The organism is Polaromonas sp. YR568, from assembly GCF_943369415.1.
Classification (GTDB): domain Bacteria; phylum Pseudomonadota; class Gammaproteobacteria; order Burkholderiales; family Burkholderiaceae_C; genus Polaromonas.
The window spans coordinates 21,244-41,112 of sequence record NZ_CALRNF020000045.1; the positions used below are offsets into that span (position 1 = coordinate 21,244).

Sequence of the window (19,869 nt, forward strand, 5' to 3'; positions counted from 1 at the left end):
AGATAAAAAATCTGAAAATTCGTAAATTTCAGATAAATTACCTGAATGGACACTTTAGACCGGAAAATCCTTCAGGTTTTGCAGGCCGATGCGCGCACCAGCCTGCAGGACATAGGCCAGGCCGTGGGCCTGAGCCCCTCCCCCTGCTGGGGCCGCATCAAGAAGATGGAGGAGGCCGGCGTGATCGAGGGCTACACCGTGCGCCTCAATGCGCAGGCGCTGGGCCTGGGCGACACGGTGATGGTGCAGGTCACGCTGGACAGCCACTCCGACAACACGCTGGAAAAATTCGGCGAGACGCTGGCGGCGATTCCCGAGGTGATTGAGGCTTACCTGGTGTCCGGCGAGTACGACTACCTGCTGCGCATCGCGGTGCACGACACCAAGGACTATGAGCGCCTGCTGCGCGAGCGGCTCTACAAGATCAAGGGCATACGCCACAGCAAGTCCAGCTTTGTGCTGCGCACGCTGAAGAAGGCTGACCTTCCCTTGCTGCCTGGCTGAAGGCCGGCGCTGACAACCCGGCGGGGGCGCGGCTGACAGCGCCGCTGCCGCCGCAAGCGCACAGTGGTCGGGCGGCGCATTGGTGCGGCGCGCGGCACCCCAGGGAGACTTTATGCGTTCACCGGCTTTTTTCGCCAAGGCATGGCTGGCGCCCGCCATCTGCGTGGCCATCGTCGGCGGCCTGGTGGCCTGCGGCGAGACGGCCTTGCTGCCGCCCGAGGCCGGCATGGGCTCCAACCCCACGTTGCCGCAGCCTGTCAAAAGGCTGATCCCCACCGTGAACATCGCGCCCGCGCAGGGCTGGCCCGAAGGCCAGATGCCCACACCCATGGCCGGCCTGGGCGTGACCGCGCTGGCCGCCGGCCTGGACCACCCGCGCTGGGTCTATGTGCTGCCCAACGGCGATGTGCTGGTCGCCGAAAGCAATGCGCCGCCCAAGCCTGAAGACGGCAAAGGCATCAAAGGCTGGTTCATGAAAAAAGTCATGGGCCGCGCCGGTGCCGGTGCGCCCACGGCCAACCGCATCAGCCTGCTGCGCGACACCGACGGCGACGGCAAGGCCGAAAGCCGCAGCGTCTTCCTGGAAAACCTCAACTCGCCCTTCGGCATGGTGCTGGTGGGCAATGATTTTTACGTGGCCAACACCGATGCGGTCGTGCGCTTCCCCTACCAGCCGGGCCAGACCCGCATCACGGCCGCGCCCGTCAAGGTGGTGGATCTGCCGGCCGGTCCCATCAACCACCACTGGACCAAAAACATCATCGCCAATGCCGACGGCAGCAAACTCTACGTGACCGTGGGCTCCAACAGCAACGTCGGCGAGCGCGGCATGGAGGCCGAAACCGGCCGCGCCGCGATCTGGGAGGTGGACGCCAAAACCGGCCAGCACCGCGTGTTCGCCTCCGGCCTGCGCAACCCCAACGGCATGGGCTGGGCGCCCGGGACCGGCGCGCTCTGGACGGTGGTCAACGAACGCGACGAAATCGGCAGCGACCTGGTGCCCGACTACCTGACCTCGGTGCGCGACGGCGTGTTCTACGGCTGGCCTTACAGCTATTACGGCAGCAACGTGGACGACCGCGTGAGGCCCGCGCGGCCCGACCTGGTGGCCAAGGCCGTGGCGCCCGACTACGCGCTGGGCTCCCACGTGGCGCCGCTGGGCATGGTTTTCTCGGAAGACAAGGCCTTGTCGGCCGCGCTGGCCAGCGGCGTGTTCGTCGGTGAGCACGGCTCCTGGAACCGCGTGCCGCACAGCGGCTACAAGGTGGTGTTTGTGCCCTTCCAGAACGGCTTGCCCGCCGGCCTGCCGGTGGACGTGCTCACGGGATTCCTGAGCCCCGAGGGCCATGCCTACGGGCGGCCTGTGGGCGTGGCGATTGACAAGCGCGGCGCGCTGCTGGTGGCCGATGACGTGGGCAATGTCATTTGGCGCGTGAGCGGCAGTGCTGCCAAATAGGCCGAACCAAATCAACAGCGGGTATGTTGTGCGATCTTTTCAGGGGATTTCGGATCCGATGCCGGCATATGAAAGTCATCTAAGTTATTGATATTGCTAAAGATTTCTATTGGTTTTATAATGAACCACATGGACATCGAAGGCCGGATTTTGCAGTCTCTTCGCCCCCGTCGGGACGGTGTACTTTTGCGCTCCGATGTGAGTGCCTTTGGCAGCTCGAGCCAGGTTTCAGCAGCGCTCAAAGCACTGGGAGACAAAGGCCTTATCAAGCGAATCGGTCGCGGCGTCTACGTCAAACCGGACAGAGTGGCTCAAGTGGGTACGCAGGCATTGTTGGCCCAAGCCTTGGCCAGGGTCAAGCGCCTGCGCGGTCAGTCCCAAAAGCAAGCTGCGCAACGCCGGTTGACCCCAACGGCACGCTACGTGTTGAAACTGGCCAGGCACGAGGGTGTGGCGTTCGCCCCTACGTTCGCAGATCAATGGGCGAGCGCTGTCACCAGGCTCGCGGGCGACGACGTGAAAAGTGACCGCACCGACGACCTGCTCGTCGCGCTCACCCGGGCAGGCAAGCTGCCGCCCAGCGATATGGCCAAGCTGGTCATTGCACATCATCGAGAGTTGAAGCTTGTTTGATCCCTTCGGTGACTTCTCGTCGATGGGGTATCTGCGCAATTCAGGTGCAGAGAAGAACCTGGAAATTATCAAAGCAGTTGAGCACCAGCTTTTTCGCGCGCAACTGCCGGAGGCCCTGGATTTCCTGGCCCGCCTCAAACGCATCGAGTATTCGGATTTCCTTGAGGTGCATCGAATACTTTTCAGCGGCCTCTACCCATGGGCCGGTAAAGACCGCGCCGAAGTGTTGCCTGACAGGGCGGTAAGCAAAGGCTCAGTGTTCTTCTGCCATCCTCGGGACTGCAGGCGCGCGGTCCAGGAGGGACTGTTCCACGCGCAAGACAAGAAGCAGATAAGGACACGCTCTGGCTTCATCATGGGCATGTTTGCCTATGGCCACCCCTTTCTTGACGGAAATGGGCGGACCATGCTTCTTGTTCACGCCGAGCTGTGCTTTCGCGCCGGCATGTCGGTGGATTGGACGCGCACGAGCAAGGAGCCCTATCTCCAGTCCTTGACCCGGGAGATTGAAGATCCAAACGCAGGCCACCTGGACGCCTACTTGGGTCCATTCATCAGCGCGAAGATCCCTCGCGAAAGCTGGCTGCAGTCTGTGGCCGCGCTGCCGGGGCTTGACGGGGCATCCGCACAGTCGGACACCTCGGCACAGTACGCTGACCCCGCAGTAGCAGCGAGCTACCAAGCATTCGAGCGTCGCCGTGGGTACAAGCTCGCCTAGGAGTCTCGGTGGCAGAGGCGAGACGGCGCAACCCCCCGAAGTGTTTTATGAGCGGCTTTTAATACCGCAGGCCCTCACGCCGGCGGCAGGACCATGTCCGCCGTACCGGGCCGCATCCAGCGCGGGTACTCGCGCGAGGTGTCTATGCAGCCGCCCGACTGGTACACGCCCTTGGGCTCGCGCATGCGCAGCATCAGTTCGAGGATGCGCGCCGTCTCGACCGGGTCGGCGCTGGAGGCCTTGACGCCGGCTTCGACAATCTCTTCATTGATGCGCAGCTCGCCCGCGTCGTCGGTGTAGGTCGCGTGCCGCCAGTGGAACAGTTCCAGGCACTTGGCCGTCAGCGTGTAGGGCTGCTCGCGCTTCCAGAAATTGGTGAACAGCCCGTTGCCGATGTAGAACACCCAGGAGCCTTCATAGCCCGAAACGTCGGATGAATGTTCGTCGGGGTTGCGAAACCACAGGCGGTCGCCGGGCACGTAGTACTTGGGCGGCAGCGGCTGCTCCATGGACCCGTATTCGCGCAGGAACACGTCGTGGAACCTGCCCGACATGATGGCGCGGCGCTCCCAGCGCTGCTGAACGGCGGCCAGCAGGGGTGGGTTGCAGGTCTCGAGTTCCTGCGCAATCGCCAGCAGGATCACGTACTCGGTCGCGCGGTAGCAGGAAAAGGAATACAGCTTGCCCGAGGCCTCGGGCTGCGTGGCTTTTTGCAGCGCGGGAATCAGCGCGTAACCGGGCCGCACGGTGAAGCCGTCGTCCTCGGAGTAGGTCCAGCAGTCTTCGGGGCGGTTGACTTCGGTGGTGTGGAACTCCAGCGCCGTCTTGCGCGCGGCCAGCACGATGTTGCGGCGCACGCGCACCGCCGAAACCAGTTCCTCATGGCTGGGAAACTCGAAGGCGATGGGGCTCAGCAGCATGGCCAGCAGGATTTCACGCTCCAGGTCATCGCTGCTGTTCAGCGTGTCCAACTGCAGGCGTTCGGACAGGCCCAGGGTGTCCAGGCCGGGCGCCCATATGGCGGCCAGGCCTGCGGAAAGGCGAAAGCGCCGCACCACACCGGTGCTGTTTTGCGCTGCAAACTCTTCGGTTTCCACGGCGTCCTGCAGGCCGAGCTGCTCCAGCTGCACCAAAAAGCGGTAACTGGCCGCCGCCAGCGCGTCGGCCGTGGCGGCATGAAGATGTATCCCTGCGATGACGAGGCTGGTGGAGCTGGTGGCGGCGCGCATGTTGCCGGAGAGTATCTTTGCTTGGCGCAATCCCGGCAATGGCAAAAACACCACGCCGGGCCCTTGCGGCCAAAGCGGTTCAGGCGTAGGTGATCCAGCTTGCGTGCCGGGGCGCGCCGGCCCGCTAGCGCAGTGTTGCCAGATAGGCGGCCATGTCGCGTGCATCGCCCTCGCTCACACCCATGTCGGGCATGGCGGTCAGCGGCTTGACGTTTTTTGGCTGGCGTATCCATCCAACCAGGTTGTCCGGCGTGTTGGCCAGCTTGCCGGCAATCAGGCTGCGGCTGGCCAGGCCCTGCAGCGGCGGCCCGACATTCGGGGATGAGCTGGTGATTCCCGGAATCGTGTGGCAGGCCTGGCAGGCGTACTGCGCCAGTGCCAGCCGGCCCCGTTCCGCGTCGCCGCTGCGGTTTGGCGCCACGCCCGGCGCCCGGCCCGGCGCGGCAGCGGTTTGCGCAGTGGCTTGCGCGTAGGCCTGCGGGCTCAGGGTGGGCAGGAGCTGCACAAAGGCCGCTACGTCCCACAGCGCTTCCTCGTCCAGACGGAATTGCCAGGCGGGCATGCCGCTCATCTTGATGCCGTGGCGCGTGATCCAGTAAATCTCCCGCGGCCGCCAGCGCTGCAGCGCGTCCACCAGGGGGCCGGGAACGGGTTGCATGCTTTTGCCGATGTCCGCTTGCGCCACCCCCGGCGCGCCGTGGCACTGCACGCAGTGGTCGCGAAAAAGCGCAGCGCCGCGCACCAGGCGCTGCGCATCGTCCAGCGGCGGCGTCGCGATGTTGCGGGCACGCCAGCGCACCGAATGCTGCATCGTGGTCTCCAGCAGCGAATGCACGGCTTGCAGGTGCTGCGAGCTTGCGCTGACGTCATACACGCCGCCATACACCACCACGCCCGCACCGGCCAACGCGGCGCCCAGCAGGGCGGCAAAGGTTGCCAGGGCGATCGCGCTTTTTCCCATGGCAGCCATTGTGCGGCGGGCCTGCGTTTTTCAGCGCAAGTGTCGGTGTTGTCCTGCACGGATTTGCGTATGCGCGGACAAGAATCGGCCATGCCGCGCATGCCCCCCCTTTTCCCCGTCCGGTGGACGTGCGCCCTGGCGATGTTTCCCTTGCTGGCAGCATGCGGCGACTATTCTTCTGACCCCTCCGGTTCCGCGGCACCACGGCCATCGGCGGCGCGCGCCGACCCTTTGCTGGGCCAGCGCCTGATCACGCAATACCAGTGCGGCAGTTGCCATGCGATTCCCGGCGTGGCGGCCGCGCGCGGGCGGCTGGGCCCCTCGCTGCAGGCCTTCGGCAAGCGCAGCTATATCGCCGGGCGTGTGCCCAACAGCGCTGACGCCCTGGCGCAGTGGCTGGTGGCGCCGGCCTCCCTGGTGCCCGACACCACCATGCCCAGCATGGGGGTGTCACAGGAGGAGGCACGCCACATGGCGGCTTACCTGGGGCAGCTCGAATGAGCGCGCCTTCGCTGCCGCAGCTTCAGTCGGTGTTCATGCCGGCCGGCGAAGCCGCCGCCCGGATCACCAGCCTGAGCTGGGTGCTGATCATCGGCGCCGCGCTGATTTTCACCGCCGTGATGGGATTGCTCGGCTGGGCGATATGCGCGCAAGGCGGCCGTCCGCCGCGAGTGCGCTTGTGGATTGCCGGCGGCGGCGTGGTTTTCCCACTGGTGGTGCTGGCGGCGCTGCTGGCTTGGAGCATGGCGCGGACCCCCGGCTGGATGGAACGCCCGCCACCCGGTGCGCTGATCGTGGGCATCACCGCACACATGTGGTGGTGGGAGGTGCGCTACCGCGATCCGGCCAGCGGCCGTGAGATCACGCTGGCCAATGAGCTGCACCTGCCCGCGGGCCGGCCGGTCCGGCTGGGCCTGAGCAGCCCGGATGTCATCCACAGCTTCTGGGTGCCGGCGCTCGGCGGCAAGATGGACATGGTCCCCGGCCGGATAAGCCATCTGATGGTGCAGGTGGACCAGCCCGGCAGCTGGCGCGGCCAGTGCGCTGAATACTGCGGCGAGCAGCATGCACGCATGGCCCTGAATGTGGTGGCGTACACGCCCGCCGGATTCGACGCCTGGCTGGCCGCGCAGGCGCTGCCCGCGGCCGCCCCCTCCGGCGCGCTGGTTGAACGCGGCCGGGATGCCTTTTTAACGCAGCGCTGCAATGCCTGCCACACCGTGCGCGGCGTGGCCGAGGAGGGCCGGCTGGGCCCCGACCTCACACACGTCGGCAGCCGCCTTTACCTGGGCGCCGGCACGCTGCCCAACCAGCCGGGCGCGATGGCGCGGTGGGTCGCCCATACCCAGGACGTCAAGCCGGGCGCGCGCATGCCTTCATCGGCAGACATGGACCCCGCAACGCTTGAAGCGCTGGCCGCTTACCTGGAGCACCTGAAATGAAAAGCACGGCCGAGCGCCTGCCCTCCGGCCTGCCGCGTCCATCCGGCGAGCTTGAGCGGCTGGAGCGCGCCTGGCGGGCGCCCAAAGGCTGGCGCCTGCTGTCCGCCGTCAACAACAGCCACATCGGCGTGTTCTACATCGCCACCGCGATGCTGTTTTTTGTGCTGGCCGGCGTGCTGGGGCTGATGATGCGCGCGCAGCTCGCGCTGCCCGACAGCACGCTGCTCAGTGCGCAGACCTACAACCAGGTCTTCACCATGCACGGCACGGTGATGATGTTTCTGTTTGCCGTGCCGGTGGTCGAGGCGATTGCGGTCTACCTGCTGCCCGGCATGCTGGGCGCGCGCGACCTGCCGTTTCCGCGGCTGAGCGCCTATGCCTTCTGGGCCTATGCCATAGGCGGCATCGCTTTTTTCTGCACCCTCTTTTTCGGCGTGTCGCCTGACGGCGGCTGGTTCATGTACCCGCCGCTCACCGGCAAGGAGCATTCGCCCGGCCTGGGCGCCGACTTCTGGCTGCTGGGCATAGGATTCATCGAGATCTCGGCGATTGCCGGGGCCATCGAGCTGATCATCGGCATCCTGTTCACGCGCGCGCCGGGCATGACACTGTCGCGCATGCCGGTGTATGCCTGGGCCATGCTGGTGTCGGCCTTCATGATCGTGTTCGCCTTTCCGGCCATCATTGCGGGCACCTTGTTGCTGGAACTGGAGCGCGCTTTCGACTGGCCATTTTTCATCGCCGCGCGCGGCGGCGACCCGGTGCTGTGGCAGCACCTGTTCTGGTTTTTCGGCCACCCCGAGGTCTACATCATCTTCCTGCCGGCGGCCGGCATGGTGTCCATGATGGTGCCGGCGCTGGCGCGCACGCCGCTGGCGGGCCACCGCGCCATCGTGCTTGCGCTGGCGGCGGTCGGCGTCATCAGTTTTGCGCTGTGGGCGCATCACATGTTCACCGCAGGCCTGAGCCGGCACGCGATGTTGTTTGTCTCGGCCGCCAGCTTTGCGGTGGCGATCCCGAGCGCGGTGCAGGTTTTTTCCTGGATCGCGACCTTCTGGAAAGGCCGCGTGCAGATGAACGCGCCCACGCTGTTTTTGCTGGGTTTTCACTTCATCTTCGTGCTGGGCGGGCTGACCGGGGTGATGGTGGCGGTGCTGCCCTTCGACTGGCAGGTGCACGATACCTACTTCATCGTCGCCCACCTGCATTACGTGCTGATAGGCGGCATGGTGTTTCCGGTGTTTGCAGGCCTCTATTACTGGTTGCCGGTATTCAACGGCCACCGCTTGTCCGAACGAGCCGCGCGCTGGGTCTTCGGCCTGATGTTCGGTGGGTTCAACCTCGCGTTTTTCCCCATGCACATCAGCGGCCTGCTGGGCATGCCGCGGCGCGTTTACACCTATACCGGGGACCTCGGCTGGAACTTCCTGAACCTGCTGTCGAGCGTGGGCGCCTTCATCCTGGCGCTCGGTGTGCTGGTGTTTTTCATCGACGCCGCGCGCGTGCTGCTCAAAAAGAAAATAAAACACGGCAACCCGTGGAACGCGCCCACACTCGAGTGGCTGCCGCAGGAAGACTACGGCATGCGCAGCATTCCGCAGATCACTTCGCGTGAACCGCTGTGGGACCGGCCAACGCTGGCCGCCGAAGTGGTGGCGGGCCGCCACTGGCTGCCGGGAACGCATTCCGGCGGCCGCGAAACGCTGGTGACCAGCTGGCGCGACGCCGTGCCCCGGCACCTGCTGGTGTTGCCCGGCGACAGCTGGTGGCCCTTCATCGCGGCGGCGGGGACGGCCGGGTTCTTCCTGTTGCTGACGGTGGCCCAGGTGGTGCTGGCGTTTGCCTGCGGCATCACGGCCATCGCCGCGATTGTGCTGTGGCTGTGGCAGACCGACAAGCCGCCGCACGCGGCGACAGCCGAGGTGGCCGACGGCATCTTCCTGCCGGTGGGGGCGCGCGGCAAAGCCTCGCATTCCTGGTGGGCCATGATCATTTTGCTGTGCGTCGATGCCACGGTGTTCGCTTCACTGGTGTTCGCGCACGTGCATGTGTCCATGGCTGCCGAGGTTTGCCCGCCGCCTGGCGCCCAGCTGCCGGCGTGGGTCTGGACGGCGGCTTCGGCGCTGCTGCTGTTGCTGGGTTCGGCCGCAATAGCCGGCGCACAGGTGCTGCTGGGCCGAGGGCACAAGGCCGGCACCTGGCTTCTGTTGTTGTTCGCCCTGTCGGGTCTCGCCGCGGCTTTCTGGGTGGGCGGCCGGGGGTTCCAGCTGGCAGGCCTGCAGCCCGGTGCGAACGCCTGGAGCGCGACCGTGGCCGCCATCCTTGCCTACCAGGGGTTTCATGGCGTGGTGCTTGTCCTGATGGGAGGCTACGTTTGCGCACGCGCCTGGGCCGCCAGGCTGCGGCCGGACGCACGCGCATCGCTGGACAACACGGCTTTGCTCTGGCATTACGTCACCGTGCAGGGCCTGGCCGGCATGGGCGTTGTGTACCTGATGCCGCGGCTGGGCTGAACGTCCTTGAGCGCTGCGCGAACAATGGCGCGTGATCGCGCGTCTAGGCGTAGGTGATCCAGCTTGCGTGTTCGGGCGCATCCAGGTGCGGCAGCGTGTTGTAGGTCACCAGCATGTGGCGCTTGGGCGTGAAGGCGAACTCGGTGAGCGAGCAGTTGCGTATGCGCAGGTTCAGCTCTATGGTGGTCTCCGGGCTGGTGCCCAGCACGTGGCCCACGGCCGTCGAGATGGGGCCGCCGCTGGAGACCAGCAGCACATTGCCGGTGTAAGTGGTGCGGACGTGGTCCAGCACGTCGGTGATGCCGCTGACGAACTCCGTGTAGCTGGGCATACCCTTTGGGCTGACCACCCCGGCCATCCACTGCGCCAGGCCGTCGCGCAGCAGGCGGAAGTGGCCGCGGTATTCCTCGGGCGTCGTGGGCTTTTCGAGCTTGTGGGGGTGGATGGCGCCTATGACGGCGTGGCTGTCGTATTCGTTGAGGCCGGGCCGCTGCTCCGCTTGCATCTCCATCCCCATGCCTTCGCAGATGCCGGCAAAGGTATTGACCTGGCGCTGCAGCGTGCCGGTAAAGGCCGCGTCAAACGTCATGCCCTTGTACTTGAAGTACTCCCCCAGGCGCACGCTTTGCTGCCGCCCCATGGGGCTGAGCACGTCGTAATCGTCTTCACCAAATGAGGCCTGGCCGTGGCGCACGAGGTAGAGGGTTCCCATGGGCGGATTGTGGGCGACAGCCGGACCGGGCCTCAGTCCCGCGTGTGACGGCTCAGGCCTGGGCTAGCACCTTGGCGACAGTGGCTGTGTCCACGTTGCCGCCGCACAGCGTGGTGCCGACGACCTGACCCTTGAGTTGTTCGCGCTCTTTCATGGCCGCCGCAAAACTCGCTGCGCCCGCGCCTTCGGCCACGTTGTGCGTGTCGGCGTACAACGCGCGCATGGCCTGGGCTACTTCGTCGTCCGTCACCTTCACGATGCGTTCCAGGTGCGGCAGCAGGATGGCCAGCGCGGCCGGGTCAGCGACGCGGCAGGCCATGCCGTCGGCCAGGTATGCGGTGACCGGCGCCTCCACCACGCGGCCGGCGGCCAGCGAATCGGCATAGGTGGTGGCATGCGCGCTCACCACACCGACGATGCGCAGCGTGCGATTGAGCGCCAGCTTGGCGGCAATCGCCGAGCAGGCGCCCGAGCCTTGGCCGATGGGGACGTACACCACGTCCAGTTGCGGCACGGCGAGCATGAATTCCCACCAGTAAGTGCTGACGCCGCTCAACAGGTCGGCATGAAAGCTGGGCACCATGTGGGCGCCGCGTTCGGCGGCCAGTGCCATCGCGAACTCGCGGCTTTCCTGGAAGTCGTCGCCGTGTTCGATCAGCGTCACACCCAGCGCGCGCATGGCGGCGTTTTTCTCCAGCGAATTGCCGTGCGGGACCACGATGGTGCAGGCCACGCCGTGCGCGCGCGCGGCCCAGCCTATGCTCTGGCCGTGGTTGCCGCGCGTGGCGCTGATGACTTGCTTGGGCAATTCGCCGCGCCGCTGCAGCGCTTCAAAATAAGTCAGCCCGCCGCGCAGCTTGAAGGCGCCGACCGGCGTGTGGTTCTCGTGCTTGATCCAGCAATCGGTGCCCAGGCGCTGGCTGGACAAACCCCAGCGGTATTGCGGCGTCGCCTGGAATTCGCGGTAGACCACGCGGGCCGCGTCTTCGATCTCGCGCAGCGAGGGCAGCATGTTGCCGGCCTTGTCCAGGCCCGGCGCCCGGTCGAGCACGGCGCTCATTGGGTAGCCTCCGCTCTGCGAGCTGCGGCATTTGCCTTGGGAGCGGCCCGGCGGCTCATGCGGCCGCCCGTTTTTCGGCCAGCAGGCGCAGCGCCAGCAGGCCCAGCACCGTGCCCATCACATAACGTTGCACGCGCATCCAGCTGATGTTGCGATTGAGGAAGCCGGCAATCGCCGCCGCAAAGCAGATCAACAGCGTGTTCACGCTGGTGCTGACGCTGATCTGCACCAGGCCCAGCGTCAGGCTTTGCAGCAGCAGGTCGCCGCGCTCGGGGTGCAGGAACTGCGGGAAGAAGGACAGGTAAAACATTGCCACCTTGGGGTTCAGCAGGTTGGTCATGAAACCCATGAGGAAAAGCGTGCGCGGCGGGTCGTGCGGCAGCTCGCGCGTTTCAAAGGGCGCCAGGCCGCCGGGTTTCACGGCCTGCCAGGCCAGCCACAGCAGGTAGGCGGCGCCGAGGATCTTGATCGCATCAAAAGCCACCGGCACGGCCAGCAGCAGCGCGGTCAAGCCGAAGGAGGCGGCCAGCAGGTGCACGACAAAACCCAGCGCCACGCCGCCCAGCGACACCAGGCCGGCGCGCGGCCCCTGGCACAGCGTGCGCGAGATGCAATAAATCATGTTGGGCCCGGGCGTGATCACCAGCACAAAGGCAGCGAGGGCAAACCAGGCGAGTTCGACAGGGGTGAACAGCATTTCAGGCTCCTTGGGATTCAAGCGTGACCAGGCCGCGCGGCGTCTGCAGTGTGGCGATCAAATTCGGCGGGCCCTGCGAAAGGCCCACGCCGGCCAGGCCTATGGCCTCGTAGCCGGCGCGCAGCGCGTCGGGCCGCGGGTGGCTGGCGTGCAGCGATTGCAGCGTGACGCCCGAGGGCGCCATGCCGTCGGCCGGGTGGATATCGCCCCACTGGATCAGCGTGGGCAGCGCGCCGTAGAACAGCCGCTGGCCGTCCTCGCGCACGGTGATCTTCCAGGCGAGCAGGCCTTGCGGCGTCATGCGCGACGCTTCCAGCACTTCGCCCCGGTCCAGCCCCAGCCGGGCCAGGGCGCGCACGCCGCCGTGCACGCGGTTGGTGGCGGCCACGAAGTGTGCGAGCTGCGGGCCGGTGTTGGCCAGGTGCAATTGCAGTTCCTTGTCGTCCAGGTCATACCAACGTTTGGCCGGTGCCACGCGCGGGCTTGGTTTTGCCGGGTTGATCGCGATGATTTCGAAATAGGCACGCGGAAAGGCCGGCGACGCGACGCTGAACAGCCGGTTGTGCGTGCCCATCAGCCCATGCTCGCCGCCCGGCCCGGGCGTGATGCCCAGCACGCGCTCGCACCACTGCACACCCTGGTCCAGGCTGGCCGCCACCACCACGAGGTGGTCGACCTGCGAGGCAGGCGGTGCGGAGGGTGTTGAGCTGTCCATCTTTAACCGTCCTTAAAGCGAGACGCTTCCGTCCACGCAGCTCACCGATTCACCGCCCACCCAGACCTGGCCGGTCGAATCGCGTTCGATGTGCACCTGGCCCGCGCGGCCCAGGCAAACGCCTTGCGAGGCGGTGTAGCGCTCGGGCGCATGGCCTTCGGCGATCAGCCACTGCGCCAGGCTGGCGTTGAGGCTGCCGGTGACCGGGTCTTCGTCTATGCCCATGGGCGAGACAAAGCCGCGCACTTCCAGGTCGGGTGCGAAGTCCGGTGCGGACGCCGCGAAGGCCCTGGCCTCGCGGTTGGCCCGCGCGATCAGCGGCGCGGCTTCTTCACGCGGGTAGCGCGCGGCGGCGCCGACCTTGATGCCCAGCTTGGCCAGCGCCTTGTGGTCGGGCGCCAGCTGCAGCACGGTTTCGGGGTTGTCGAGCAGCAGGCCCAGCCAGAGCGGGCCGTTGTCCAGGCACTGCGCGGCCACGATGTGTGTGGCCTTCAGCCCCAGCGCGGCGGCCACCTGGGCCAGTACCGTGGGGCTGGGCGCCGAGCGCTTGAGCGGCGGCGCGGCGAAGGCCAGGCGCTTTGTGCCGGGCTCGCGGCGGATCTTCACCAGGCCCACCTGGCATTCCTGCACGATGAAGTCTTTGGCATGCGGCTGGCCGCCCGCTTCCAGCCAGCTGTGGCAGCTGCCCAGCGTGGGGTGGCCGGCGAAGGGCAGCTCGCCACCGGGCGTGAAGATGCGCACGCGGTAATCCGCCGTGGCGTCGGTGGGCGGCAGCAGGAAAGTCGTTTCGGACAGGTTGGTCCATTTGGCAAAGCGCTGCATGGCGGCGTCGTCCAGGCCGCTGCCGTCCATCACCACGGCCAGGGGGTTGCCGTAGTAAGGGGTGGGCGTGAACACGTCGACTTGTTTGAATGGGCGCTGCTTCATGGGGCTCTCAAAAGTTTCGGTCAAGACAAGGGCAGGTCCAGCACGCCGCGCGTGGCCGGGCGTGCCAGGAGGGATTGGTACCAGCGGTCCAGGTGGGGCCGCGCGGGCCGCGGCTGCGGAAGGCCGAACCAGCGGTGCATTTCGCAGCCCAGCGGGATGTCGGCCATGCCGAAGTTTTCACCGCCTATAAAAGCATGGTCGGCCAGGTGCGCGTCGAGCAGGGCCAGCAGCGCGTCGGTTGCGGCCACGGACTGCGCGATCAGCTCAGCGTTGCGCTGTTCCGCCGATGTGCGAATCCACTGGATGAAGGCCACGCGACCGGCCGGGTTGAAGGTGGTCTGCTGCCAGTCCATCCACTGTTCGGCGGCAAAGCGCTGCGGCAGTGCCGTGGGGTAGAAGTTGCCGGGCGAATGTTTGGCGCACAGGTAGCGCACGATGACGTTGGATTCCCAGACGAGGACCTCGCCGTCTTCCATCAGCGGCACCAGGCCGTTCGGGTTCTTGCGCTGGTACGCGGCCTCCCTGACGATGCCGAATTGGCCGCCGGCGTCCGTGCGCTGCAGGGTCAGGCCCAGCTCCTGCGCGGCCCACACCACTTTGCGGACATTGATGGAGCTGATGCGCCCCCAGACATGAAGCATGGTCAGAATCCTTTGGAAGGGCGGTCGAGAAACAGCAGCCGCAGCGCGAGCCCGGCCATGACAAAAGCCAGCAGGCCGCGCTGGAATGCCGCGGCGCCGGGCCGGGCCTGCAGGCGGCGTCCTATCTGCCCGCTGAAGGCGCCCAGCACGGTGTTGAACATCAGCGCCATCGCCGACAGCAAAACGCCCAGCAGCAGCAATTGCAGCGTGACGTGGCCGCGCGCCGGGTTCACGAACTGCGGCAGGAAGACCATGAAGAACAGCAGCGCTTTCGGGTTGACCAGGTTGTTGAGCAAGGCCATGCGCACGATGCGCGCGAAACCCGCAGGCTGGGCCTGCACCTTGCCGCGCGCGCCGGCCGGCCGCAGCGCCTGCCAGGCCAGCCACAGCAGGTACAGCGCGCCGGCATAACGCAGCACATCGAAGGACGGCGGCCAGGCGGCGACCAGCGCGGTCACGCCCGTCGCGGCGCACAGCGTGTGCACCAGGTCGGCCGCCGAGATGCCGAGGGCGGCCGCGAAGCCGCCGCGCACGCCATGCGCCAGCCCGTGCGAGAGCACAAAGGCCATGTTGGGGCCGGGCGAGATGAACAGCGCCAGCACCGCCAACACAAACAGCGACAGCGTGCCCGTGTCCATCATGCGGCCGCGCGCAATTCAGGAAGGCCGGCGGGCAACTGCTCGCGGATGGCCGCGGCCAGCGCGGCGATGCCGATGTTGATCTGCTCCACGCTGGAGGTCACGAAAGACAGGCGCAGCGTGCGGATGTCGGCATGGTCGGCATAAAACGCCCAGCCCGGCACGAAGGCCACGTTGCGTTCCACCGCCTTGGGCAGCAGGTCGATGGCGTTCATGCCCTCGGGCAGCCGCACCCACAAAAACATGCCGCCGGCCGGCGTGTTCCAGCTCACGCCTTCGGGCATGTCGCGCTGCATCGCGGCCAGCATGGCGTCGCGCTGCGATTTGTAGAGCGCGCGTATGGTCGGCACGTGGCGCTCCAGGAAATTGTTCTTCATGGTCTCGACCACCATGCGCTGGTTGAAGCCCGGCGTGTGCAGGTCGGCCGCCTGCTTGGCCTGCAGCAGCTTGGGGTACAGCGACTTGGGCGCGACCAGGAAGCCCAGGCGCAGGCCGGGCGCGAGGATCTTGGAGAAGGAGCCCATGTAGACGCAGCCCTCGGGATTGCGCGCGGTCAGCGGCAACGGCGGCGGGGTGTCGAACCACAGGTCGCCGTAAGGGTTGTCCTCGACGATGGGCAGGCCCAGGCGCGCGGCCTCGGCGCTCAGCGCGGCGCGGCGGGCTTCGCTCATGGTGCGGCCGGTCGGGTTCTGGAAGTTGGGCAGCACGTAGAAAAAACGCGCGCCGGCAGCCTTGGAGGCGAGATCCTTGAGATCCACGCCTTCGTCATCGCTGGCCACGCCCACGACTTCAGGTTCCATGGGTGTGAAGGCCTGCAGCGCGCCCAGGTAGGTGGGGGTTTCCACCAGCACGCGGCTGCCCTCGTCGATCAGGATCTTGGCGATCAGATCCAGGCCCTGCTGCGAGCCGGTAGTGATCAGCACCTGCGCCGGGTCCACGTCCCAGGGCAGCATGGCGGCCACCATCTCGCGCAGCGGCGCGTAGCCTTCGCTGGCCGCGTACTGCAGCGCGGCATGGCCGTCTTCGCGCAGCACCTTGTCGCAGGCCTCGCGGAAGGCGGCGACGGGGAAGGTCTTGGGCGAGGGCAGGCCGCCGGCGAAGCTGATGATGCCGGGCTTTTCGGTGACCTTGAGGATCTCGCGGATCACCGAAGGGTTCATTTTCTGGGCGCGCCGCGCCTGGGTCCATGTCATGTCGCTCATTTCACGCTTCTCCTGAAGGGCCGCCGCGGGCGGCCCGGCTCACACAATCGTTGTCCGAAAAATCCTCATGGTGCCACGGCGCGCCGGCTTCGGCCCATGATCGCATCCTGGCGGTTTTGCGCAAGAGACAGTTCATGCTCAGTCCACCACAAACAGGGTGGCGCCCAGCGGCGCGGTGGAGCGGTGCGCCTCGGCCTGGTCGGCCACCTGGTAGCTCATGCCGGGCTCCAGCGTGAAGCGCCGGCCGTCCTCAAGCTCGGTATGCAACTGCCCCTGCAGGCACAGCAGGATGTGGCCTTTTTTGCACCAGTGGTCGGACACATAACCCGGCGTGTACTCGACCATGCGCACGCGGACGTCGCCGAACTGTTGCGTACGCCAGAAGGCCTTGCCTTCCAGGGCTGAATGCTCGGTGCGGGCCACGGCGGACCAGTCCGTCGTGCCGAAGGGGATGTTGGCGATGTTCATGGGTCAGGTTTTCCGGGGGCGCAGCAGCGATTCGGGCATGGCCACGGGCTGGTGCACCGGCATTTTTTTGCCGATGAACACCGTGGCGATCACCGCCAGGCCGAAGCCCACCGTCACGGCATCCAGGCGCTCGCCCAGCAGCGGCACCGCGAACAGCATGGACAAAAACGGCTGCACCAGTTGCACCTGGCTGACGCGCACCGTGCCGCCCAGCGCCAGGCCGCGGTACCAGGCGAAGAAACCCAGCCACATCGAAAACACCCCCACGTAGCCAAAGCCCCACCAGGCCGACGCCTTGATGGGCCCGGCGGGCCAGCTCAGCGCGGCCAGCGGCAAGGTCAGCGGCAGGGCCAGCAACAGCGCCCAGCAGATCACGTGTTCGGCCCGCATGCGCTGCGAGAGTTTGGCGCCGTAACCGTAGCCCACGGCGGCGCACAGCACGGCGGCCAGCAGCAAGAGGTCGGCCGGGCTGATCGCAAGGCCTGCGCTGCTGCCCGAGCGCAGCATGGCAAAGGCCACGACCAGCGCGCTGCCCAGCGCGGCGCACAGCCAGAAGCCGGCGGACGGGCGCTGGCGGTGCAGCAGCGCGCCTACGGCGGCGGTGGCCAGCGGCAGGGCGCCCAGGATCACGCTGGCGTGCACGGCTTCCACGTGGCGCATGGCGATGGAGGTGAAGAGCGGAAAGCCGAACACCACGCCGCCCGCGGTGACGGCCAGCGGCCACCAGTCTTCGCGCCGCGGAAAAGGCGCGCGCGTGGCCAGCAGGAACACGGCCGACAGGCCGGCGGCCACCACGGCGCGGCCCAGCGCGATGAAGAGGCCCGACATCTGCGGCGCCTCGGGCGTGCCCACGGCCAGGCGCGTCATCGGCAGCGTGACCGAGAAGATCACGATGCCCAGCAGGCCCAGCCAGAGGCCTTTGGTGATTTGCGCCTTGGTGTTCATATAAAGAGCATCCAGATCGCGGTGGCCACCAGCACGCCGGCCATGATGTAGTTGAACCAGCGCAGCCGCAGGCCGCTGCCGGCCGGCCCGGCAAGCCAGTCGCGCAGCAGCGAGCCGGCCAGCGCATAGGTCAGGTTGCTCACGAAGGCATAGGCCAGCATCACCGGCAGCACGATGGCCAGGCGCAGGGCGGGCGCCTCGCGGCCGGCGATCCAGCCGCTGACGATGGCCAGCGCCAGCATCCAGGCCTTGATGTTGACGAACTGCAGCGCCGCGCCCTGCCAGAAGCCGACGTTCAGGCGCGCCGCATCGGCCTGGCTGAGCTGGCGCGTCTGTGAAATCCTGAAGGCCAGCCACAGCAGGTAGGCCACGCCGATGATCTTGACGGCCCAACTGAGCAGCGGCAGTGCCACGATGAGCGCGCCCAGGCCCAGCGCGCACACCAGCAGCAGCGCGCCCCAGCCGACCGGCACGGCGCAGACGAAAGGCAGCGCGCGGCGCAGGCCGTGGTTGGCGCCCAGCGCGGTGGACAGCGTGGTGTTGGGCCCGGGCGAAAAGCTCATCGCCGTGGCCAGCACCAGTAAAGCCGTAAATTCTTGCCAGTTCATGTTTCAGACTTTATAGTTGAAAGCAGTACACCGCCAATACAGTTACCGGTACAAATTTTCAAACTGTACTGGTCAAATTGTCAGCACACACGCCCTGTACCAGGGCGACCGAGGCCGCCATGTTGATGAAAACCGCTTCCCAGTCCCTCACCGAGCAGCTCTCGGCGCGCTTTGCCGAGCGCATACGCAGCCGGCTGCTGGCGCCCGGCGCGCGCCTGCCTTCGGTGCGCCTGTGCGCCGAGCAGCAGGGCGTGAGCGTCTCCACCGTGGTGGCGGCCTACGACCAGTTGCTGGCGCAGGGCCTGGTGGTGGCGCGCAAGAACCGCGGGTTTTTTGTGCGCGACGCTTCGCTCAACGCGGCCCTGGCGCCCGTTCCCAAAACGAAGGCGGCGGACAAGCCCGCGCAAACGGATGCCGCGGCCGGACGCGCGCCGCTGAACGCCTGGAGCACCGCCGGCTGGCTGCACGCGCGGCAGGCGCCGGTCGACGCGACCGCGCTGATACGCGGCATGTTCCACAAGGTCAGCAACAAGCCGCAGCCCGGCATGGGGGTTTTCCCGTCGGAGTGGCTGGACACCAACTTCCTGCCCGTGGCCGTGCGCAAGGTCACCAGCGTCGCCGCGCTGCGGGAGTTTTCGCTGCAGTACGGCGAACCCATGGGCGACAGCGGCCTGCGCCGCGCGCTGTCGCAGAAACTGAGCGCGCTCAACGTGCACGCCGTGCCTGAGCAGATCATCACCACCGTGGGCGCCACGCACGCGCTGGACATCGTGAGCCGCACGCTGCTGCGCGCCGGCGACTGCGTGATGGTGGAAGAACCCGGCTGGGCGGTCGAGTTCGCCCGGCTCGACGCGCTGGGCATGCGCATATTGCCGGTGCCGCGCCGCGCCGACGGGCCCGACCTGGAGGTGATGGCGCAGTACTGCGAGATCCACCAGCCCAAGCTGTTTGTCAGCGTCAGCGTGTTCCACAACCCGACCGGCTATTGCCTCACGCCCGGCAGCGCCCACCGCGTGCTGCAACTGGCCATGCAGCACAACTTCCACATCGTTGAAGACGACACCTACAGCCACCTGGCGCCCGAACACGCCACCCGGCTGAGCGCGCTCGACGGCCTGCAGCGCACGATTTACGTCAGCGGCTTCGCCAAAATCCTTGCGCCCGGCTGGCGCGTCGGCTTTATGGCCGCGCCGCCGGACCTGGTCGAACGCTTGCTGGACACCAAGCTGCTGGCCACGCTGACCACGCCCGCGCTGCTCGAAAAAGCGCTGGCCTGGTGTATAGACCAGGGCCAGCTGCGCCGCCATGCCGAGCGCATACGCACCCGGCTCGACGCCGCCCGCGCGCGCAGCGTGAAGCTGGCCGTTGCCCACGGCTGCACCTTCGCGGCCGAGCCCGCGGGCCTGTTCGGCTGGGTGGATACCGGCGTCGATACCGACGCGCTTGCGCAGCGCATGCTGGACGAGGGCTACCTGATCGCCCCGGGCGCGCTGTTCCATGCGGTGCGCGCGCCCAGCACGCTGATGCGGATCAACTTTGCGACCACGCAGGAGGCGGCGTTCTGGAAGGTGTTTGGGCGTTTGCGTGATGCGGTGAAGTAGCCGGGTCTTGCGCCGGCTTTGCGCGCCCTCGCCCTCTGCATGGGCTTGCTGGCCGGGGTCGCCCGGCATGCGACTCACTTTTTTTGCTTCGCCAAAAAAAGTAAGCAAAAAAAGGCGACCCTGGTTGCTGCGTCCCCTGCGCTTCGCTCCGGGGCAACCTGCGGTGCTCGGTCCAGCCGGGGTCAAAAACAACTCGCCT

Annotated in this window: 21 protein-coding genes; 8 read left to right on the plus strand and 13 right to left on the minus strand. The window is 66.8% G+C overall.

The window, feature by feature from the left end:
- Positions 1–45: 45 nt before the first annotated feature.
- The 4 genes from ACLV74_RS22515 (at position 46) to ACLV74_RS22530 (ending at position 3,311) form a co-directional block, all read left to right on the plus strand.
- Positions 46–504, plus strand: a complete 459-nt coding sequence (locus ACLV74_RS22515) for an Lrp/AsnC family transcriptional regulator (RefSeq protein ID WP_092132085.1) — start codon at positions 46–48, stop codon at positions 502–504.
- Positions 505–616: 112 nt separating this feature from the next.
- Positions 617–1,960, plus strand: a complete 1,344-nt coding sequence (locus ACLV74_RS22520) for a PQQ-dependent sugar dehydrogenase (RefSeq protein ID WP_411881655.1) — start codon at positions 617–619, stop codon at positions 1,958–1,960.
- A 129-nt stretch (positions 1,961–2,089) separates the two neighbouring features.
- Positions 2,090–2,593: a hypothetical protein gene (locus ACLV74_RS22525; protein WP_411881656.1), complete on the plus strand. Its 504-nt coding sequence runs from the start codon at positions 2,090–2,092 to the stop codon at positions 2,591–2,593.
- Positions 2,586–3,311, plus strand: coding sequence for a Fic family protein (locus ACLV74_RS22530; RefSeq protein WP_411881657.1), 726 nt, complete (start codon positions 2,586–2,588; stop codon positions 3,309–3,311). Before ACLV74_RS22525 ends, ACLV74_RS22530 begins: the two co-directional genes overlap by 8 nt.
- Positions 3,312–3,385: 74 nt before the next feature.
- Here the strand turns inward: ACLV74_RS22530 and ACLV74_RS22535 are convergent, their stop codons facing one another.
- Complete coding sequence (locus tag ACLV74_RS22535) at positions 3,386–4,540, minus strand: hypothetical protein (protein ID WP_411881658.1); 1,155 nt, start codon at positions 4,538–4,540, stop codon at positions 3,386–3,388.
- 124 nt (positions 4,541–4,664) lie between these two features.
- The gene (locus tag ACLV74_RS22540) at positions 4,665–5,501 is read right to left on the minus strand and encodes a c-type cytochrome (protein ID WP_411881659.1); all 837 of its coding nucleotides are present in this window, start codon (positions 5,499–5,501) and stop codon (positions 4,665–4,667) included.
- 99 nt (positions 5,502–5,600) lie between these two features.
- On the opposite strand from ACLV74_RS22540, the gene ACLV74_RS22545 reads away from it, so the two are divergent.
- The 3 genes from ACLV74_RS22545 to ACLV74_RS22555 are packed head-to-tail and all read left to right on the plus strand — an operon-like array spanning position 5,601 to position 9,456.
- Positions 5,601–6,002 (plus strand): c-type cytochrome, encoded by a 402-nt coding sequence (locus ACLV74_RS22545; RefSeq protein ID WP_411881660.1) that lies wholly within the window; start codon positions 5,601–5,603, stop codon positions 6,000–6,002.
- Entirely contained in the window at positions 5,999–6,943 is a 945-nt protein-coding gene (locus ACLV74_RS22550; protein WP_411881661.1) for a c-type cytochrome, read from the plus strand. Before ACLV74_RS22545 ends, ACLV74_RS22550 begins: the two co-directional genes overlap by 4 nt.
- Positions 6,940–9,456: a cbb3-type cytochrome c oxidase subunit I gene (locus tag ACLV74_RS22555; protein ID WP_411881662.1), complete on the plus strand. Its 2,517-nt coding sequence runs from the start codon at positions 6,940–6,942 to the stop codon at positions 9,454–9,456. Before ACLV74_RS22550 ends, ACLV74_RS22555 begins: the two co-directional genes overlap by 4 nt.
- 43 nt (positions 9,457–9,499) lie before the next feature.
- Here ACLV74_RS22555 and ACLV74_RS22560 read toward each other — a convergent pair whose 3' ends face one another.
- The 11 genes from ACLV74_RS22560 to ACLV74_RS22610 all read right to left on the minus strand — a co-directional run bounded on the left by ACLV74_RS22560 (position 9,500) and on the right by ACLV74_RS22610 (position 18,069).
- The gene (locus ACLV74_RS22560; protein ID WP_411881663.1) at positions 9,500–10,168 is read right to left on the minus strand and encodes a histidine phosphatase family protein; all 669 of its coding nucleotides are present in this window, start codon (positions 10,166–10,168) and stop codon (positions 9,500–9,502) included.
- 52 nt (positions 10,169–10,220) lie between these two features.
- Positions 10,221–11,228 (minus strand): threonine dehydratase, encoded by a 1,008-nt coding sequence (locus ACLV74_RS22565; protein ID WP_411881664.1) that lies wholly within the window; start codon positions 11,226–11,228, stop codon positions 10,221–10,223.
- Positions 11,229–11,283: 55 nt separating this feature from the next.
- Positions 11,284–11,925: a LysE family translocator gene (locus tag ACLV74_RS22570; RefSeq protein WP_411881665.1), complete on the minus strand. Its 642-nt coding sequence runs from the start codon at positions 11,923–11,925 to the stop codon at positions 11,284–11,286.
- A 1-nt stretch (position 11,926) separates the two neighbouring features.
- The gene (locus ACLV74_RS22575) at positions 11,927–12,640 is read right to left on the minus strand and encodes a VOC family protein (RefSeq protein WP_411881666.1); all 714 of its coding nucleotides are present in this window, start codon (positions 12,638–12,640) and stop codon (positions 11,927–11,929) included.
- A 12-nt stretch (positions 12,641–12,652) separates the two neighbouring features.
- A complete protein-coding gene (locus ACLV74_RS22580) occupies positions 12,653–13,567 on the minus strand; it encodes a PhzF family phenazine biosynthesis protein (protein ID WP_411881667.1) in 915 nt (304 codons plus the stop codon).
- 20 nt (positions 13,568–13,587) lie between these two features.
- Entirely contained in the window at positions 13,588–14,208 is a 621-nt protein-coding gene (locus ACLV74_RS22585) for a glutathione S-transferase family protein (protein WP_411881668.1), read from the minus strand.
- 2 nt (positions 14,209–14,210) lie between these two features.
- On the minus strand, positions 14,211–14,849 hold the full coding sequence (locus tag ACLV74_RS22590) for a LysE family translocator (protein ID WP_411881669.1): 639 nt from the start codon (positions 14,847–14,849) through the stop codon (positions 14,211–14,213).
- A complete protein-coding gene (locus tag ACLV74_RS22595) occupies positions 14,846–16,039 on the minus strand; it encodes a PLP-dependent aminotransferase family protein (RefSeq protein ID WP_411881674.1) in 1,194 nt (397 codons plus the stop codon). The genes ACLV74_RS22590 and ACLV74_RS22595 overlap by 4 nt, the downstream gene beginning before the upstream one ends.
- Positions 16,040–16,186: 147 nt before the next feature.
- The gene (locus ACLV74_RS22600; RefSeq protein WP_411881670.1) at positions 16,187–16,516 is read right to left on the minus strand and encodes a DHCW motif cupin fold protein; all 330 of its coding nucleotides are present in this window, start codon (positions 16,514–16,516) and stop codon (positions 16,187–16,189) included.
- Positions 16,517–16,519: 3 nt separating this feature from the next.
- Complete coding sequence (locus tag ACLV74_RS22605; protein ID WP_411881671.1) at positions 16,520–17,461, minus strand: DMT family transporter; 942 nt, start codon at positions 17,459–17,461, stop codon at positions 16,520–16,522.
- Complete coding sequence (locus ACLV74_RS22610; RefSeq protein WP_411881672.1) at positions 17,458–18,069, minus strand: LysE family translocator; 612 nt, start codon at positions 18,067–18,069, stop codon at positions 17,458–17,460. The genes ACLV74_RS22605 and ACLV74_RS22610 overlap by 4 nt, the downstream gene beginning before the upstream one ends.
- 119 nt (positions 18,070–18,188) lie before the next feature.
- Between ACLV74_RS22610 and ACLV74_RS22615 the strand changes: the two genes are divergently transcribed.
- Positions 18,189–19,670: a PLP-dependent aminotransferase family protein gene (locus ACLV74_RS22615; protein ID WP_411881673.1), complete on the plus strand. Its 1,482-nt coding sequence runs from the start codon at positions 18,189–18,191 to the stop codon at positions 19,668–19,670.
- Positions 19,671–19,869: the final 199 nt, after the last annotated feature.

What these genes read in the sequence shown, in the direction of transcription:
- ACLV74_RS22515 (WP_092132085.1), top strand. Translation starts at nt 46, where the DNA reads ATGGACACTTTAGACCGGAAAATCCTTCAGGTTTTGCAGGCCGATGCG.
- ACLV74_RS22520 (WP_411881655.1), top strand. Translation starts at nt 617, where the DNA reads ATGCGTTCACCGGCTTTTTTCGCCAAGGCATGGCTGGCGCCCGCCATC.
- ACLV74_RS22525 (WP_411881656.1), top strand. Translation starts at nt 2,090, where the DNA reads ATGGACATCGAAGGCCGGATTTTGCAGTCTCTTCGCCCCCGTCGGGAC.
- ACLV74_RS22535 (WP_411881658.1), bottom strand. Translation starts at nt 4,540, where the DNA reads ATGCGCGCCGCCACCAGCTCCACCAGCCTCGTCATCGCAGGGATACAT.
- ACLV74_RS22540 (WP_411881659.1), bottom strand. Translation starts at nt 5,501, where the DNA reads ATGGGAAAAAGCGCGATCGCCCTGGCAACCTTTGCCGCCCTGCTGGGC.
- ACLV74_RS22545 (WP_411881660.1), top strand. Translation starts at nt 5,601, where the DNA reads ATGCCCCCCCTTTTCCCCGTCCGGTGGACGTGCGCCCTGGCGATGTTT.
- ACLV74_RS22550 (WP_411881661.1), top strand. Translation starts at nt 5,999, where the DNA reads ATGAGCGCGCCTTCGCTGCCGCAGCTTCAGTCGGTGTTCATGCCGGCC.
- ACLV74_RS22555 (WP_411881662.1), top strand. Translation starts at nt 6,940, where the DNA reads ATGAAAAGCACGGCCGAGCGCCTGCCCTCCGGCCTGCCGCGTCCATCC.
- ACLV74_RS22560 (WP_411881663.1), bottom strand. Translation starts at nt 10,168, where the DNA reads ATGGGAACCCTCTACCTCGTGCGCCACGGCCAGGCCTCATTTGGTGAA.
- ACLV74_RS22565 (WP_411881664.1), bottom strand. Translation starts at nt 11,228, where the DNA reads ATGAGCGCCGTGCTCGACCGGGCGCCGGGCCTGGACAAGGCCGGCAAC.
- ACLV74_RS22570 (WP_411881665.1), bottom strand. Translation starts at nt 11,925, where the DNA reads ATGCTGTTCACCCCTGTCGAACTCGCCTGGTTTGCCCTCGCTGCCTTT.
- ACLV74_RS22575 (WP_411881666.1), bottom strand. Translation starts at nt 12,640, where the DNA reads ATGGACAGCTCAACACCCTCCGCACCGCCTGCCTCGCAGGTCGACCAC.
- ACLV74_RS22580 (WP_411881667.1), bottom strand. Translation starts at nt 13,567, where the DNA reads ATGAAGCAGCGCCCATTCAAACAAGTCGACGTGTTCACGCCCACCCCT.
- ACLV74_RS22585 (WP_411881668.1), bottom strand. Translation starts at nt 14,208, where the DNA reads ATGCTTCATGTCTGGGGGCGCATCAGCTCCATCAATGTCCGCAAAGTG.
- ACLV74_RS22590 (WP_411881669.1), bottom strand. Translation starts at nt 14,849, where the DNA reads ATGATGGACACGGGCACGCTGTCGCTGTTTGTGTTGGCGGTGCTGGCG.
- ACLV74_RS22595 (WP_411881674.1), bottom strand. Translation starts at nt 16,039, where the DNA reads ATGACATGGACCCAGGCGCGGCGCGCCCAGAAAATGAACCCTTCGGTG.
- ACLV74_RS22600 (WP_411881670.1), bottom strand. Translation starts at nt 16,516, where the DNA reads ATGAACATCGCCAACATCCCCTTCGGCACGACGGACTGGTCCGCCGTG.
- ACLV74_RS22605 (WP_411881671.1), bottom strand. Translation starts at nt 17,461, where the DNA reads ATGAACACCAAGGCGCAAATCACCAAAGGCCTCTGGCTGGGCCTGCTG.
- ACLV74_RS22610 (WP_411881672.1), bottom strand. Translation starts at nt 18,069, where the DNA reads ATGAACTGGCAAGAATTTACGGCTTTACTGGTGCTGGCCACGGCGATG.
- ACLV74_RS22615 (WP_411881673.1), top strand. Translation starts at nt 18,189, where the DNA reads ATGTTGATGAAAACCGCTTCCCAGTCCCTCACCGAGCAGCTCTCGGCG.